Origin of the sequence: Acinetobacter sp. SwsAc6, from assembly GCF_013391565.1 — a bacterium.
GTDB lineage: Bacteria > Pseudomonadota > Gammaproteobacteria > Pseudomonadales > Moraxellaceae > Acinetobacter > Acinetobacter cumulans.
Map to the genome: position 1 here is coordinate 1 of NZ_JACAXE010000001.1, position 14,022 is coordinate 14,022.

The following is a 14,022-nucleotide window of genomic DNA, read 5'->3' on the forward strand; positions in this document are numbered from 1 at the left end:
CGTTGAAGACTACGACGTTGATAGGTTGGATGTGGAAGTGCGGTGACGCATGAAGCTGACCAATACTAATTGCTCGTGAGGCTTGACTATACAACACCCAAACAGTTGTTGTACGAACTTCGAAAGAAGTGAGCATCAATTGATTCGATATTAAGCAAAATAACTTGATTTAGTTAACGCTTAAGAACAAATGAGAGTATAATTAAGCACTGCTTAGTTCTACTCGCAAGAACTCAGATATGATCTGTTAATAACTCATTTGACCAAGCAACGGCACTGAAAAGATAAGACCAAATGCAAAGTCATAACAGTTGTGCTGGCGACAATAGCAAGAGTGAACCACCTGATCCCTTCCCGAACTCAGAAGTGAAACCTCTTAGCGCTGATGGTAGTGTGGGGTTACCCATGTGAGAGTAAGTCATCGCCAGCTCATTATTCGAAACACCCCCTGACTAGTGCAGGGGGTGTTTTTTTATGCATGAAATATTTTAGAAATTAGAAAAATTGGAATGTTATAAATAAAGAATATACAGAAAGAGGGCTTGGAGGCTACTAGAAGGCTGGCTCAGAAAGCGTGTAGGGCAGGGCGAGCTATCAGTGTTGAGGATATGTCCATTGCAGTGTTTTTAACGCTAAGAGGCTCAATAGTATGATCGAGTGAGCTTAGCATCTGCAAATCCATTGATCATTCAGCTTATTATAAAGCAGTTAAAATGATGGCTAATATCAATATATCTGTGTGCTCATAATAATCTTATGAGAGCTATAAGGTTAAATTTATAAGTAATATTGCTCATTTATATTTATGCTATTTGGCATTTTTTAGGCTTTCACATGGTAATGGTATTTATTTTTTTAGGCGAAATCTAGATTTTTTCGCCAAATTTGACGATTTTAAGCTCGTTTTTTACATCAAAAAGAGCAATTTTTTGAAAGTAATTTCATTTTTGTTGCTATCGAGGATAGATTTCAATACGACCAAAGTTATGTTTGGCGAAAAAAACAGCAAAAATTGTAATTTTATAAAGTGCGAATCGTATCTCATTTGTAATGTGAAAAACTATCAATTTAATAAGAAAATGTGAAATATAACCAATAAATAGACTTTATTAATACAAAATGACTATTATTTGAAATAGTATGAACTACATCATATTATTCATATTAAATTTGAATAATGATTCAAATTTATAGATATTTATGAGGGTGTTAATGTTTTTTATATTAATATAAGTTTTTGAAAAACAATAAATAAAAATATTTTTAAGCATTCATTGGTCTTCCGATGAATGGCTTTGATTTTTTAGTTCTAATTAACTTTAATATGCTTATTCCCACAGTATTTAATAGCCAAAGGTGATTTATGAGAAATCTTAATTTTTTAGCGATGACACTAGGCTGTTTGTTGTTTACTGGTTGCATGAGTACTACAAAAATGGGTACGGCTGGTGCTGAGCGTAAACAATTTATGGTGATTCCTGAAAAAGTATGGAATGCACAATCGGATAAATCTTATAAACGGTTTGTGAATCAAGCAAAAGATAAGCAAGTTTTAGTGATTGACCGTAAATTGGATCATGTATTAGAAAATCTTAAATCTGAAGCTGATGTTTTTCGTACTGGGGCGAAAGCTTGGAATTGGGATATCAAAGGGAATTTAAATGGTGAGTTAAATGCACACTCATTACCAGGTGGCAAAATTATTGTGAATACGGGTTTGTATTGGGGATTAAAGTTGAATGAAGATGAGCTTGCATTTGTAATTGCGCATGAAATGGCACATTCACTCCGCGACCATAACCGTGAAAAAGCATCAATTATGTTGGCAAGTAATGTTGCGCTATTAACGGCTACAGCTGGCGTTGGCGGTATTGCTTCAGCAGCGGCAAGTGCTGCGAGTCAAACAGCGATGATTCCACAAGGTTGGAACATTGAGGTTGAAGCAGATCTTATTGGTTTAGATATTATGTCACGTGCAGGATATAACCCTGATGCAGCCGTGAAATTCTGGAATAAGTTCCAAGCCGAAAGTATTCGTCGCAAAGCATATAATGTTAAACCATTAATGAATGATGATTTATTTGCAAAACGTATGGCCAATATTGAAAAAAACCTACCTGCTATGCAAGTAAAATATGAACAAGCTTTAGCAGTGAAAGGGCAGGCAGATCGTTATACGACACAAACAATTGTAAAAAACTAATATGTACATGTTCCAAGTTTAGGGCGCCTCCAGGCGCTCTTTTTTTTATGTGTTGTCTGTATGAAATTATAATTATTAGTTAACAGGTTTTGTATAAATTATAATCAAGCAAGCTGAATGGAATTCATGGTAAAATGATCGGCTTTCATCTTTGATCTACTTTTGATCTTCCATCTGCCAGCCGAGAATTGCTAGCCATGTCTACTGCTTATACCATGCAGACAGCGCCTAAAGCGTTGTTTGATTACGACAAATATTGGGCGTCATGCTTTGAACCAGCGCCTTTTTTGCCGATGTCACGTGAGGAAATGGACCAACTCGGTTGGGATAGTTGTGACTTCATCTTTGTTTGTGGTGATGCTTATATCGATCATCCATCATTTGTGACAGGTATTATTGGTCGTACTTTGGAAGCTCAAGGTTTTCGCGTAGGTATTATTTCGCAACCTGATTGGACTTCTGCTGAAGCATTTAAAGTGCTGGGTAAACCGAATATTGCATGGGGTGTATCGGCAGGGAACATGGACTCTATGATCAACCGTTATACGGCTGACCGTAAAATCCGTTCAGATGATGCTTATTCGCCAGATAATCTGCCAAATAAACGTCCTGACCGTGCTGCAACAGTATATTGCCAACGCGTACGTGAAGCTTATCCTGATGTTCCTGTGCTTTTAGGTGGTATTGAAGGTTCATTACGTCGTATTGCACATTATGACTATTGGTCAGATAAAGTTCGTCGCTCAATTTTGATGGATTCAAAAGCCGATTTACTCATGTATGGTAATGGTGAGCGTTCAATCATTGAGGTGATGCATCGTTTAGCCAAAGGCGAAAAAATTACAGATATTACCGATGTTCGTGGTACTGCATTTATTATTAATAAGCATAATCGCGCGTCAAAAGCGAAGTTTGTAGAAATCGCATCCAATGATGTGGATACTATTGGTCGCGTTGATCCCATCATCAACCCTTATGTCATGACCGAAGATTTAGATGGTTGTGAGATTGAACAAGATAAAGGCAACAGCTTAGCCAATTATCAAAACTTCCAAAAAGAATTGGTTGCTAATCCAATTGTGCGTGAAGGTGATCAACTTGATAGCGACACGCAAATTGTACAGCTACAGCCCTCATCGAAAGCAATTAAACACAAATTACCACCGCGTGAGTTAGCTGTAATTCGTTTGCCTGCTTTTGAAGAGGTGGTGAATGACCCAGTGCTTTATGCACATGCTAACCGTATTTTACATTTGGAAACCAATCCAGGTAATGCACGTGCTTTGGTACAAAAGCATGGCGAACGTGATGTTTGGTTAAACCCACCGCCAATTCCGTTAACTACGGAAGAAATGGATTATGTCTTTGATTTTCCATACGCGCGTTTACCACATCCATCTTATGGTCAAGCACGTTTCCCCGCATTTGACATGATTAAGTTCTCTGTGAACATTATGCGTGGCTGTTTTGGTGGTTGTACCTTCTGCTCGATTACCGAACATGAAGGTCGTATCATTCAAAACCGTTCTGAAGAATCGATTTTGCGTGAAGTTGAAAAGATTCGCGACACTGCGCCAGGCTTCACAGGGATTATTTCCGACTTAGGTGGTCCAACGGCAAATATGTACCGTTTGGCATGTAAAGATCCTGAAATTGAAAAGAACTGTCGTAAGCCATCATGTGTATTCCCAGGGGTTTGCCAAAACTTACATACTGATCACGCACCTTTAACTCAGCTCTACCGTAAGGCACGTGCATTAAAGGGTATTAAAAAGATTTTGATCGGCTCTGGTTTGCGTTATGACCTTGCGGTGCTTAACCCTGAATATGTCAAAGAGTTGGTGACGCATCATGTCGGTGGTTATTTAAAAATTGCACCTGAACATACCGAAAAAGGCCCATTATCGAAGATGATGAAACCTGGTATTGGTACTTATGACCGCTTTAAGCAAATGTTTGATCGCTTTAGTAAAGAAGCAGGTAAAGAGCAGTATCTGATTCCTTACTTCATTGCGGCGCATCCGGGTACAACCGATTACGATATGATGAACCTTGCGGTTTGGTTGAAAAAGAACGGTTTCCGTGCCGATCAGGTACAAACCTTTTATCCATCACCAATGGCAACAGCAACGACCATGTACTACACGGGTAAAAACCCGCTGGCGAAAGTCGCGCGTTATACTGAAGATGTAGATATTGTGAAAGGTGAGAAGCGTCGTCGTTTGCATAAAGCATTCTTACGTTATCATGATCCAAATAACTGGCCATTATTACGTGAAGCTTTGAAAGAAATGGGTCGCCAAGATTTGATTGGTAATTCTAAGCAACATTTGATTCCAACCTATCAGCCTGCAAGTGTAGAAGGTGAATACAAGTCAGCACGTAAGAAAAATTCAAGCGTGGCGGGCGATTCACAAAAACGTACTGGTGAGCAAGGTAATCGCACGAAGGCTGCACAAGGTCAACGTCCTTCAAATACCAAAAAACGCCCAGAACAAGGTCAGATTTTGACGCAGCATACAGGTTTACCACCACGTGAAACAGGTGACAAAAAACCTTTTTCGGGTAGTCAAACGAAAGGAAAGTCTAAGCCTAAATCACGTGCTTAAAGTTCATATTAAAATTTAGAAAAAGGATGCTTCGGCATCCTTTTTTTATGTGCAACATGGGGATGCTCTGCATGAACGCTATATTGGGCTTGGTTCACATGTGTTTTAGCGCTGAAAATGCCGTGAGACTTGCATTTGATATGCAGTTTGTCGGAATTGTGGTTGGGTTTTAAATCTGTGCTTGCCAGCTTTTCTGCGAATGATCTACAGTGTGAAATAGGGCAAATGATTTGCCTTTGCTGTTCTAGTCCAATGGATTGAATATTTGAAAGTTACACTATTTTGTAAATTTAGATATGTTTTTCGTGAGGATTGGAAGCAAATTGATGATTTGGACAATTTAAAATAAAACAGACTGTACACTCGATAGAATATCCCAGCGTTTTGATGGTGGGTAAAGCTAGTGGTGCAGTCCGAATGATTATAAGAAATGTAAAGGATTATGTAACATGGCAATTTATATTGTAATAGGGAGTATTTTACTCCTCTGTATGCTAATGATTGCTTGGAAAAGTTTAGAAACTGGAGACAAGCAACAGGATAGCGCGCTTAAACAACGTGCGATCTTTAATATCAATGAGCAATTGACCTATACACGGCTTAAGGAAATTTTACCGAGCCATATTGTATTGGCACATGTTTCTTTTGATGCCTTATTAACAACCAAATATTATCGGACACGTAATAAATACCGTAATATGGTCGCTGATTTTGTTATTTTAGATCAAAATCAACAAGTAACTGCAATTGTAGCAGTGGATGATCCTATGGTTCTCAAACGTCCACAGCTTGCACAATATCAAGATGCGCTATTGGAAATGGCGGGATACCGTGTAGTGCGATATGACGATGTACCAGAGTATTTTCAACTTCGGGAAGATTTCTTAAATCCGAATGCTCCAATTTTAAATACGCCGACTGTCAATGGTTTAAAGAAATATCACCTTTATTCTGATTTAGAGCGCAAGAAAGTGAAGTTATTGAGTTAGCTGTTCAAGTCGGTATATCAATCATTTTTTTAAAAGCATGCAGAAGCATGCTTTTTTATTTTTAAATTAACGATTTAAGCTGTTGCGACTGGCTTAATAGCCACAACGGTCATTTCAACCAATACTTCAGGTAAATACATTTTTGCTTCTACACAGGTGCGGGGTAAGGCCTCGATGTCTGCTACCCATGCATCCCAAACTTCATTAAAAGCGGCGTAGTCTTGCTCAATATCCTTTAAATATATGGTCACAGACATGATCTGACTTTTATCTGTGCCAGCATCTGCCAAAAACTGGTCAATAATGTCGAGGGTTTGTTGGGTTTGGCCTCGAATATCTAAGCTGGTATCTGTGGCAAGTTGACCTGCCAAATGGACTAAATTTCCAGCGATAGCAATTTCAGAAAAGCGCGAAGAGACATGAAGTCTTTGTATGGTCATGAATTTAGTCCTGTGTTTTGTGCATTTAAGGCCTTAAACAATCTTAACGTAGCCAAATCACCAATTAAACTAGCAAATAGCACATTTCATGCTGATCCAAACGGTTGGCAACCCAAGCAAAAAACAGAATGTTTATACAGTGTATTGCACCCATCATGAGGGATAAAGCTGTAGCAATTGACGATAGTAGTGCTAAACAATTTAAAGCGTCTTTATGCGCATATTTTTTTTAAAGCTGGTTTAGCTGAAGGGGGGAGGCAGGAGACATGCAAGAGAAGTGTTCCATGAATGACAGCAGAGATGTCCTGCAATATTCGGATTGATCGTCACGCCAACCACAGGACATTATGCTGAAAGTAAAGGTGATTTTCAGCATCTCAGCGTATACATGGATAAATGCATCGCGCTGATAGATTACTCTATATTGCAATAATGTGAAGTATAAATTGCTTTAATTTTATTCTTTTGTGTAAAAGTTGAGCGTTAAGAAGGAACTAAAGCAGTGAAAGTTGGGCATCGGCTTGTACTTCACTCAATTGATACACGCCAATACCAATTAAACGAAATTGTAAATTTGGAGCGATATGCATTTCTTCTAATAGTTGCGTAAGGGCTTGATGCAGTTCTTGTTTACTGTGTAAGACGTGTTTAAAGCTTTTACTGTGTTGGATGACTTGGAAATTTTTCAGCTTAAGTTTGGCTGATACACCACGGGCGTGCAGTTGTTTTTTTTCGAGGGCGTTCCAGACTTGATCAATCAATTTGGGCCAATAAGGCAGGCATTGTTGTAGATTATAATTTGCATCAAATGTGGTTTCTTTGGAGATTTGCTGCCGTTGACGTTCACTTTGAACAGCTCGCTCATCAATGCCTTGTGCATATAAAAATAATTGTTTGCCATATTTGCCAAAGTGTTGGATCAGCAGATTTTCATCCACTTGTTGTAAATCGCCAAGTGTTTCTAAATTTAGACTTTTGAGTTTTTCTTGCGTGACTTTGCCCACACCTGGAATTTTCTTGAGTGCCAAGTGCTGGATAAATTGCTGTACTTGATTGGGTTTAATTACACAAATGCCATTGGGCTTATTCCAATCTGAGGCAATTTTGGCCAAAAATTTATTGGGCGCAACGCCAGCAGAGGCGGTGAGTCCTGTGGTATTAAAAATATCGGCACGGATCTGTTCAGCAACCGCAGTTGCACTGGGCAGGTTTTGCAAATTTTCAGTCACATCTAAATAGGCTTCATCTAGCGAGAGTGGTTCAATTTGCGTGGTATAACGCTGAAAAATTTGGTGGATTTGTGCTGATACTGCTCGGTATTTATCAAAATTTGGTTCAATAACGGTCACTTGTGGGCAGAGCTTAAGCGCTTGGCTCATCGACATGGCTGAGCGCAGGCCAAATTCACGCGCAGGATAGGAGGCCGCACAAATCACAGCCCGTGGATGGTGTGAAGATACCACCACAGGTAAATGGCTCAGCTCGGGACGCTCTCTTAACTCGACAGAGGCATAAAAAGCGTCCATATCAATATGGATAATTTTGCGCATAGGCGGATATTAAGTGCTTTGGTCGAACTTATTTTGGAGCTGTCTTTTGTTTAAATTGAGGTGGATAGAGGCCATTTTTGAGTAAAAAAGCCTGCCATTGTTTTTGGCTTCCCTGAAACACATTGAGGTCAACTGTGGTGGCAATCCCGCGTATTTGACCTTGATTGGTATGTTGCCAAAATATCCATTCAGGTTGATCTTTTAAATCAGGCTTGCCTTTGTATTCGCGTACCCAAAGTGGGGTATTGCGAAACTCACCTGCCAACACAATATTATAAAAAGACTTCGACACATAAAAGATGGGCTGCTTACCATAGTGCTGTGCCAAACGATCATGCATGTATTGAATTTCTTGCAACATTTGTTGTTTGCTATACGTATTTATACATTGACTGTCATATTCGAGGTCTATGACAGGGGGCAAGGCATCGTCTTTATTGGGTACGGTCGCAATAAAGTTTTCAGCCTGAATTTTGCCATCACGACATAACCGGTAAAAGTGGTAGGCACCAACTAAAAAACCACGTTCACGGGCTTGCAACCAGTTGTCTTGGAACTTGGTGTCTTTGAAGTCGCCACCTTCGGTGGCTTTCAAGTACACAAATTGAAATTTTTCAGGGGAGATTTTATTCCACTGAATATCCTTTTGATGATGTGAAACGTCGAAGCCTTTGACTGGATACTCTTCTGCACTGGCAGGTCGATGAGGCACCAACAGCATATAAATCAGTAGCGCGATCATCGCTAGACCTGTGACACCGATATAGGGTGTGTATGATCTGAGTGCAGATGATTTTTTCATAAGAGATCAAAGTCTTTTAAAGAGATCTCTATGATAGCGCGAAGTTTCTGAGCACACTATGTACTTTCTGCATCGGGTGAGCCGACAGATGATTTGTCGCCTTAAACCGCCGTATGTTTGGGGATTTGCCAAAAAATAAGCGCAGTAATGAGGTTGATGGCTCCTAAACACATTAGCGTGATATGGAATGCATTGAGCACATGCGAGCTGCCATAATAGGCCATAAACATATTCACCAATGTGCCTGCCAATGCCACGCCAATACTCATAGATACCATCATGATCATAGAAAGGAAGCTGTTGCCACTACTGGCATCTTGTTGTGGCAAATCTTTTAAAGTAAGTGTGTTCATAGACACAAATTGCAATGAATTGAGTAGACCAAAAATAAAGAAATGACTGACCAATATCCACGTTGGGGTCGAAGGGGTGCTTAAGGCAAAACTGGCAATACAAACTCCGACCAGTAAAGTATTGACCAATAAGACATGACGATAGCCAAAGCGTTGGATGATTGGACGAATAAGGGGCTTAGAGGCCAAAGAACCTAAAACAGTCGGAATCATGAGTAAACCCGTCATTAAGGGTTCTAAGCCAAAGGCAACTTGGAGCATCAGAGGCAACAAGAAGGGCATGGCATTACCGCCCAAGCGCGCAAAAAAATTCCCCACAATTCCGATTGCATAAATGCGGTTTTTAAACATTTTACTGCGGAATAAGGCATTTTGGTGGGTGTGGGCATGGACCGCATAAAGCAGTGCAGCGATGAGACCTGCAAACATCAGGCCGAGGCTCCACTGCAGTGAATTTTCCACGCTGGCAAATTGTTCAATACCTAGGGTCAGGCCAGCCATGGCAATCACGAGAAGGATGAAGCCTGCAAAATCAAAACGCTGTACCGTGGGTTCAGTCACATTAGGCATGGCCTTGAATGCAATACAACATCCTAAAATACCCATGGGAAGATTAATCAGAAAAATCCAATGCCAACTGGTATTTTCCACCAACCAACCACCAAGTGTTGGACCTAAAAGGGGACCAATGAGACCAGCCAGACTCATTAAACTCATGGCTGATAAAAACTGCGTACGCGGAATGACCTTCAGCATGGCCAGACGGCCTACGGGTAACAGTAATGCACCACCAATGCCTTGAAGTACGCGAAAAAACAATAGTTCATTTAAAGAATTAGACATTCCGCAGCCCAATGAGGCCAAGGTAAAAATGATAATCGCGCTAAAATAAGTATTTCGAACCCCGAAGCGATCGGCTAGCCAACCACTGAGTGGAATACAGGCTGCCACAGCAAGCACATAAGCCACCACCACGCTGTGTAATTGGAGCGGGTCTTCTTGCAGGCTGGTAGCCATGGCTGGAATGGCTGTATTCACAATTGTGGTGTCGAGCCCTTGCATAAAAAAGCCAATAGACACCAGCAAAACCAAAAGTCTAAATTCGGGCTGTAAGGCTTGATGTGTGGGCGTGGCATTCATAAGCAGGGCAAAAAATAACGGAGAATGATGTATAAGCAGTGTACGCAATGTACAGGGGAATAGACAGAAAATCATGTGCTAAAACCGTATCTTGGTTTTAGGCTTTTTAGATCAATTCCTCAAGTTGCTTGAACAGCAGGGCATGCAGTAGATGAGCTCTTAAATACGCGATTTGGGCTACGTTTCGGTTGTAAATACATAAAATACGAGGCTGAAATTGTTTGTCTTGCTATTTAGCTGTCATAATAGCTTCGAGTCCTTCAGTGTATGAGGGGCTTTTTCTGTACGGCAAAGGTATTCTGTTTTCATGACAATTGAAATCTTAATGGTGATTGGCTTTTGCTTAGCAGCCTATTCCATTGTTGGAAATGACGTTCCGCAAACTTTAGGCACGTTTATTTCTTCCAATGCACACCGCCCATGGTGGGTGTTATGGCTATATATCAGTACGATTTTAGTGGTGGTATTGATGTATGGCTGGTATGCATCAGGTACAGGCGATGCATCATACGGACGCTTGGAAACGATTCCATTCCCGAAAGAAGGCATTACGTGGTTATATATCGTGCCGCCGATTTTACTCATATTATTAACCAAATATGGGATTCCTGTGAGTACAACTTTCTTGGTGCTTACAATATTTTCGCCAAGTAGTTTGGGCTCGATGCTGACCAAATCGATGATGGGTTATGCGGTTGCTTTTGTGGTGGGCATTATTGTTTACCGCTTTGTGATTAAACAGATTTCGGTATATTTCAGTAAGACGCGTGATCAGGAGCCCTCACATATTTGGATTGGCTTACAGTGGATTTCTACAGCTTTTTTATGGAGCCAATGGTTAATTCAAGATTTAGCCAATATCTTTGTTTATCTGCCACGACAAGTGCCCTTAAGTTTTATGATTTTTGCCGTGAGCTTATTTGTGGTGCTTCTCGGTGTGATTTTGTACCAGCGGGGCGGGGCAATTCAAAAAATTATTGATACCAAAACTGGGGTTGCAGATATACGTTCTGCTACGATTATCGACTTTATTTACGCCTCAATTTTGTTGATATTTAAAGAGTGGAGCAATATTCCAATGAGTACCACATGGGTATTCTTAGGTTTACTGGCTGGTCGTGAGTTTGCGATGTCGATGCATTTACATGAGGTCAACAAGTACCGCACTTCACGTAATGTGAGTAAGGATGCGATGAAACTCATGATTGGTCTGATTATGAGTATTGTATTGGCCACCACTTTGCCTTGGTTCTATCAGCTTATTTCAGGTTGAGTCGAATAGATTAAGTTGAATGAAAAAAAGCGGACATGAGGTCCGCTTTTTTGATGTTTCATCTGAGAGGTGATGCTACACCACAAATTGTTTTGGACAATTTAGATTTTTTAAAGCATTTAAAATTTGTTTAGAGGAATTGCACACAATCAGTTTGGCACGATGTTGCGGTGGCAAAAATCCTTCTTGTACGGCATGGTCTAATTGAGCAATCAGTGCATCATAAAAGCCATTCACATTGTAGAGCATCATGGGTTTTTGGTGCTGATTCAGCTGCCCCCAAGTGGCAATTTCCAAAATTTCTTCAAAAGTACCTAAACCACCAGGCAAAGCAATAAAGGCACTGGCACGTTCAGCCATCATGGCTTTACGTTCATGCATGGTACGCACCACATGTAATTCGGTAAGGTTGTGGTGTGCAATTTCATAATCCAGCATAAATTCAGGGATTACGCCGACCGCTTCACCGCCATGTTGAATGACCGCATCGGCTACTTGGCCCATCAGTCCGATACTTGCACCACCATAGACCAAACCAAAGCCATGCTCTGCAATATTTTGGGCCAAAGCCACGGCTTTTTCTAAATAAATAGGGTTGTTGCCCGAGCGTGAGCCACAATACAGTGCAACAAGGGGAGTGGTTGTTTTAGGAGAGACTTCTTGTAATTGATTCGACATATTGAATACGCTGTTCATCATTGTTTTTATTACCTTAGCACGTTATTTTTAACGGCTCTAGCCTAACTTTTAAGGATGACGTATTTATGTCGAAGCGGGCTGTTTTGCACAAAAAAACGCAAATAGTCGTTGCATAAAAAAGATGAAATTTTGTCTCATCTTGATATACTAAAAACTTGTTTCACCAGATATGAACGAACATGGGCAGTGATAGTTGTCACTCGGCACGTATAAAATTTTTAGAAATAAATACTTCAATCGCCTCCGCGCGTCTTTTATTCCTCACACAACAGATTTCTCGTTGCGCCATTCAGGCTGAAATTCAGGAGCATCACTCATGATCTTTGAATGGATGTCAGACCCTTCTGCATGGGTAGGCTTACTCACCTTAGTGGTTTTAGAGATTGTACTGGGTATTGATAACCTCGTCTTTATTGCTATTTTGGCGGAAAAATTACCACCAGAACAACGAGATAAAGCACGTAAAGTCGGTTTGTTGCTCGCGCTATGTATTCGCTTAGTGTTGCTGGCATCGATTGCTTGGGTCATGACGCTGATCACACCACTGTTCCATGTCTTTGAGCATCCTTTCTCGGGACGTGATCTGATTCTGTTATTTGGTGGGGTATTTTTACTGTTTAAAGGCACGATGGAACTCCGTGAGCGCCTTGAAAACAAGCCAATGCTCAAAGAAGAAAATCCTGTGCATGCGACTTTCTGGATGGTGATTATTCAGATTGTGGTTCTTGATGCAGTGTTCTCGTTAGATAGCGTGATCACGGCAGTGGGTATGGTGAAGCAACTCCCCGTGATGATGATTGCGGTGGTCATTGCCGTTGGCATCATGCTCTTAGTTTCTAAACCGCTGATGAATTTCGTCAATCGTCATCCGACTGTGGTCATTTTGTGCCTATGTTTCTTAATGATGATTGGTTTTTCGTTATTGGTTGAAGGCTTCGGTTTCCATATTCCAAAAGGCTACTTATATGCTGCAATTGGTTTCTCTGTACTGATTGAATTCCTGAATCAGACTATGCGTCATAATCAGGAAAAAATGGTGACTACGACTGATTTACGTTACCGGACTGCTTCAGCTGTCATGCGTATGTTGGGCGGGAAAAGTGCCTCAGAAACTCAGAACGATAATCATGAAGACGTTTTGGCGACTCGTGCATTTGCCGATGAAGTCTTTGATGAAGACAATGGCGTGTACCACAGCGTGATGGTGCAGGGGGTATTGGGTCTGTCCGAGCGTCCTGTGAAATCAGTGATGACACCTCGTCCAGAGCTGGAATGGATTGATTTAGACGAAGATGCTGAATTTATTCGTGAGCAGTTATTAAGTACAACACATTCACGTTTGATTGTGGCACATGGCGAATTAGACAATATCGCAGGTGTGGTGTTAACGCACAAAATCATGAACGAATATATTGAAACAGGTGAGGTGAACTTTGAAAAGCACCTGCGTGAACCTGTGATTGTGCATGAAAATGCACAAGTGTTGATGGTGATGGAACAAATGCGTCAAGCACCGCTACAAATGGCGATTGTGTTAAATGAATATGGTTCAATCGAGGGGATTGCAACACCAATTGATGTGCTCGAAGCCATTGCAGGTGAGTTCCCAGATGAAGATGAACTCGATACCGTTGCAGAAAGTTTAGAAGATGGTACGTTGATGCTGGACGGTTCAACTGATATTCGCCATGTGTCCTTATTATTGGGCTGTGATTTGGTGGATGAGTCAGAGCAATATTCGACACTTTCTGGTTATATTTTATTTCACTTAGGGCGTTTGCCTGAAAATGGTGAAAAATTAACAGCGGATGATCATATTTTTGAAGTGGTGACGATGGACGGTCATAAAATTGACAAGGTTCATGTGATTAATGTGCATAACCCGAGTGAAGAGCACTAAACTTCAAAGTTAAATGGATCTATGCTTTTGCCCAAATAGCCCACTCAGTTGGGCTATTTTTAAT

At 40.7% G+C, this 14,022-nt stretch carries 10 protein-coding genes and 2 rRNA genes; 7 read left to right on the top strand and 5 right to left on the bottom strand.

Annotated features, from left to right (window positions below; all coding sequences use genetic code 11):
* The 5 genes from HYG93_RS00005 to HYG93_RS00025 form a co-directional block, all read left to right on the top strand.
* A 23S ribosomal RNA gene (locus HYG93_RS00005) occupies positions 1–90 on the top strand; the annotation flags it as partial.
* A gap of 225 nt (positions 91–315) precedes the next feature.
* A 5S ribosomal RNA gene (gene rrf, locus HYG93_RS00010) occupies positions 316–430 on the top strand.
* A 933-nt stretch (positions 431–1,363) separates the two neighbouring features.
* The gene (locus tag HYG93_RS00015) at positions 1,364–2,203 is read left to right on the top strand and encodes a M48 family metallopeptidase (protein ID WP_227865841.1); all 840 of its coding nucleotides are present in this window, start codon (positions 1,364–1,366) and stop codon (positions 2,201–2,203) included.
* Between the two features lie 197 nt (positions 2,204–2,400).
* The gene (locus HYG93_RS00020; protein ID WP_120363855.1) at positions 2,401–4,812 is read left to right on the top strand and encodes a YgiQ family radical SAM protein; all 2,412 of its coding nucleotides are present in this window, start codon (positions 2,401–2,403) and stop codon (positions 4,810–4,812) included.
* Between the two features lie 449 nt (positions 4,813–5,261).
* A complete protein-coding gene (locus tag HYG93_RS00025) occupies positions 5,262–5,801 on the top strand; it encodes a DUF2726 domain-containing protein (protein ID WP_120363856.1) in 540 nt (179 codons plus the stop codon).
* Positions 5,802–5,875: 74 nt separating this feature from the next.
* On the opposite strand, the gene HYG93_RS00030 is transcribed toward HYG93_RS00025, so the two are convergent.
* The 4 genes from HYG93_RS00030 to mdtD form a co-directional block, all read right to left on the bottom strand.
* A complete protein-coding gene (locus HYG93_RS00030) occupies positions 5,876–6,241 on the bottom strand; it encodes a RidA family protein (RefSeq protein WP_106983832.1) in 366 nt (121 codons plus the stop codon).
* Positions 6,242–6,735: 494 nt separating this feature from the next.
* Positions 6,736–7,791 carry a DNA polymerase IV gene (gene dinB, locus HYG93_RS00035; protein WP_120363857.1) on the bottom strand — a complete coding sequence of 352 codons (1,056 nt, stop codon included), beginning with the start codon at positions 7,789–7,791 and terminating at the stop codon, positions 6,736–6,738.
* 28 nt (positions 7,792–7,819) lie between these two features.
* Complete coding sequence (locus HYG93_RS00040) at positions 7,820–8,533, bottom strand: glycoside hydrolase family 25 protein (protein WP_228198700.1); 714 nt, start codon at positions 8,531–8,533, stop codon at positions 7,820–7,822.
* A gap of 161 nt (positions 8,534–8,694) precedes the next feature.
* Positions 8,695–10,086 (bottom strand): multidrug transporter subunit MdtD, encoded by a 1,392-nt coding sequence (mdtD, locus tag HYG93_RS00045; RefSeq protein ID WP_120363859.1) that lies wholly within the window; start codon positions 10,084–10,086, stop codon positions 8,695–8,697.
* 307 nt (positions 10,087–10,393) lie between these two features.
* On the opposite strand from mdtD, the gene HYG93_RS00050 reads away from it, so the two are divergent.
* Positions 10,394–11,359, top strand: a complete 966-nt coding sequence (locus HYG93_RS00050; protein WP_106983837.1) for a hypothetical protein — start codon at positions 10,394–10,396, stop codon at positions 11,357–11,359.
* Positions 11,360–11,434: 75 nt separating this feature from the next.
* Here the strand turns inward: HYG93_RS00050 and HYG93_RS00055 are convergent, their stop codons facing one another.
* Positions 11,435–12,055 (bottom strand): TIGR00730 family Rossman fold protein, encoded by a 621-nt coding sequence (locus tag HYG93_RS00055; protein ID WP_106984090.1) that lies wholly within the window; start codon positions 12,053–12,055, stop codon positions 11,435–11,437.
* Positions 12,056–12,374: 319 nt separating this feature from the next.
* On the opposite strand from HYG93_RS00055, the gene HYG93_RS00060 reads away from it, so the two are divergent.
* Entirely contained in the window at positions 12,375–13,958 is a 1,584-nt protein-coding gene (locus HYG93_RS00060) for a TerC family protein (RefSeq protein WP_106983838.1), read from the top strand.
* Positions 13,959–14,022 lie beyond the last annotated feature (64 nt).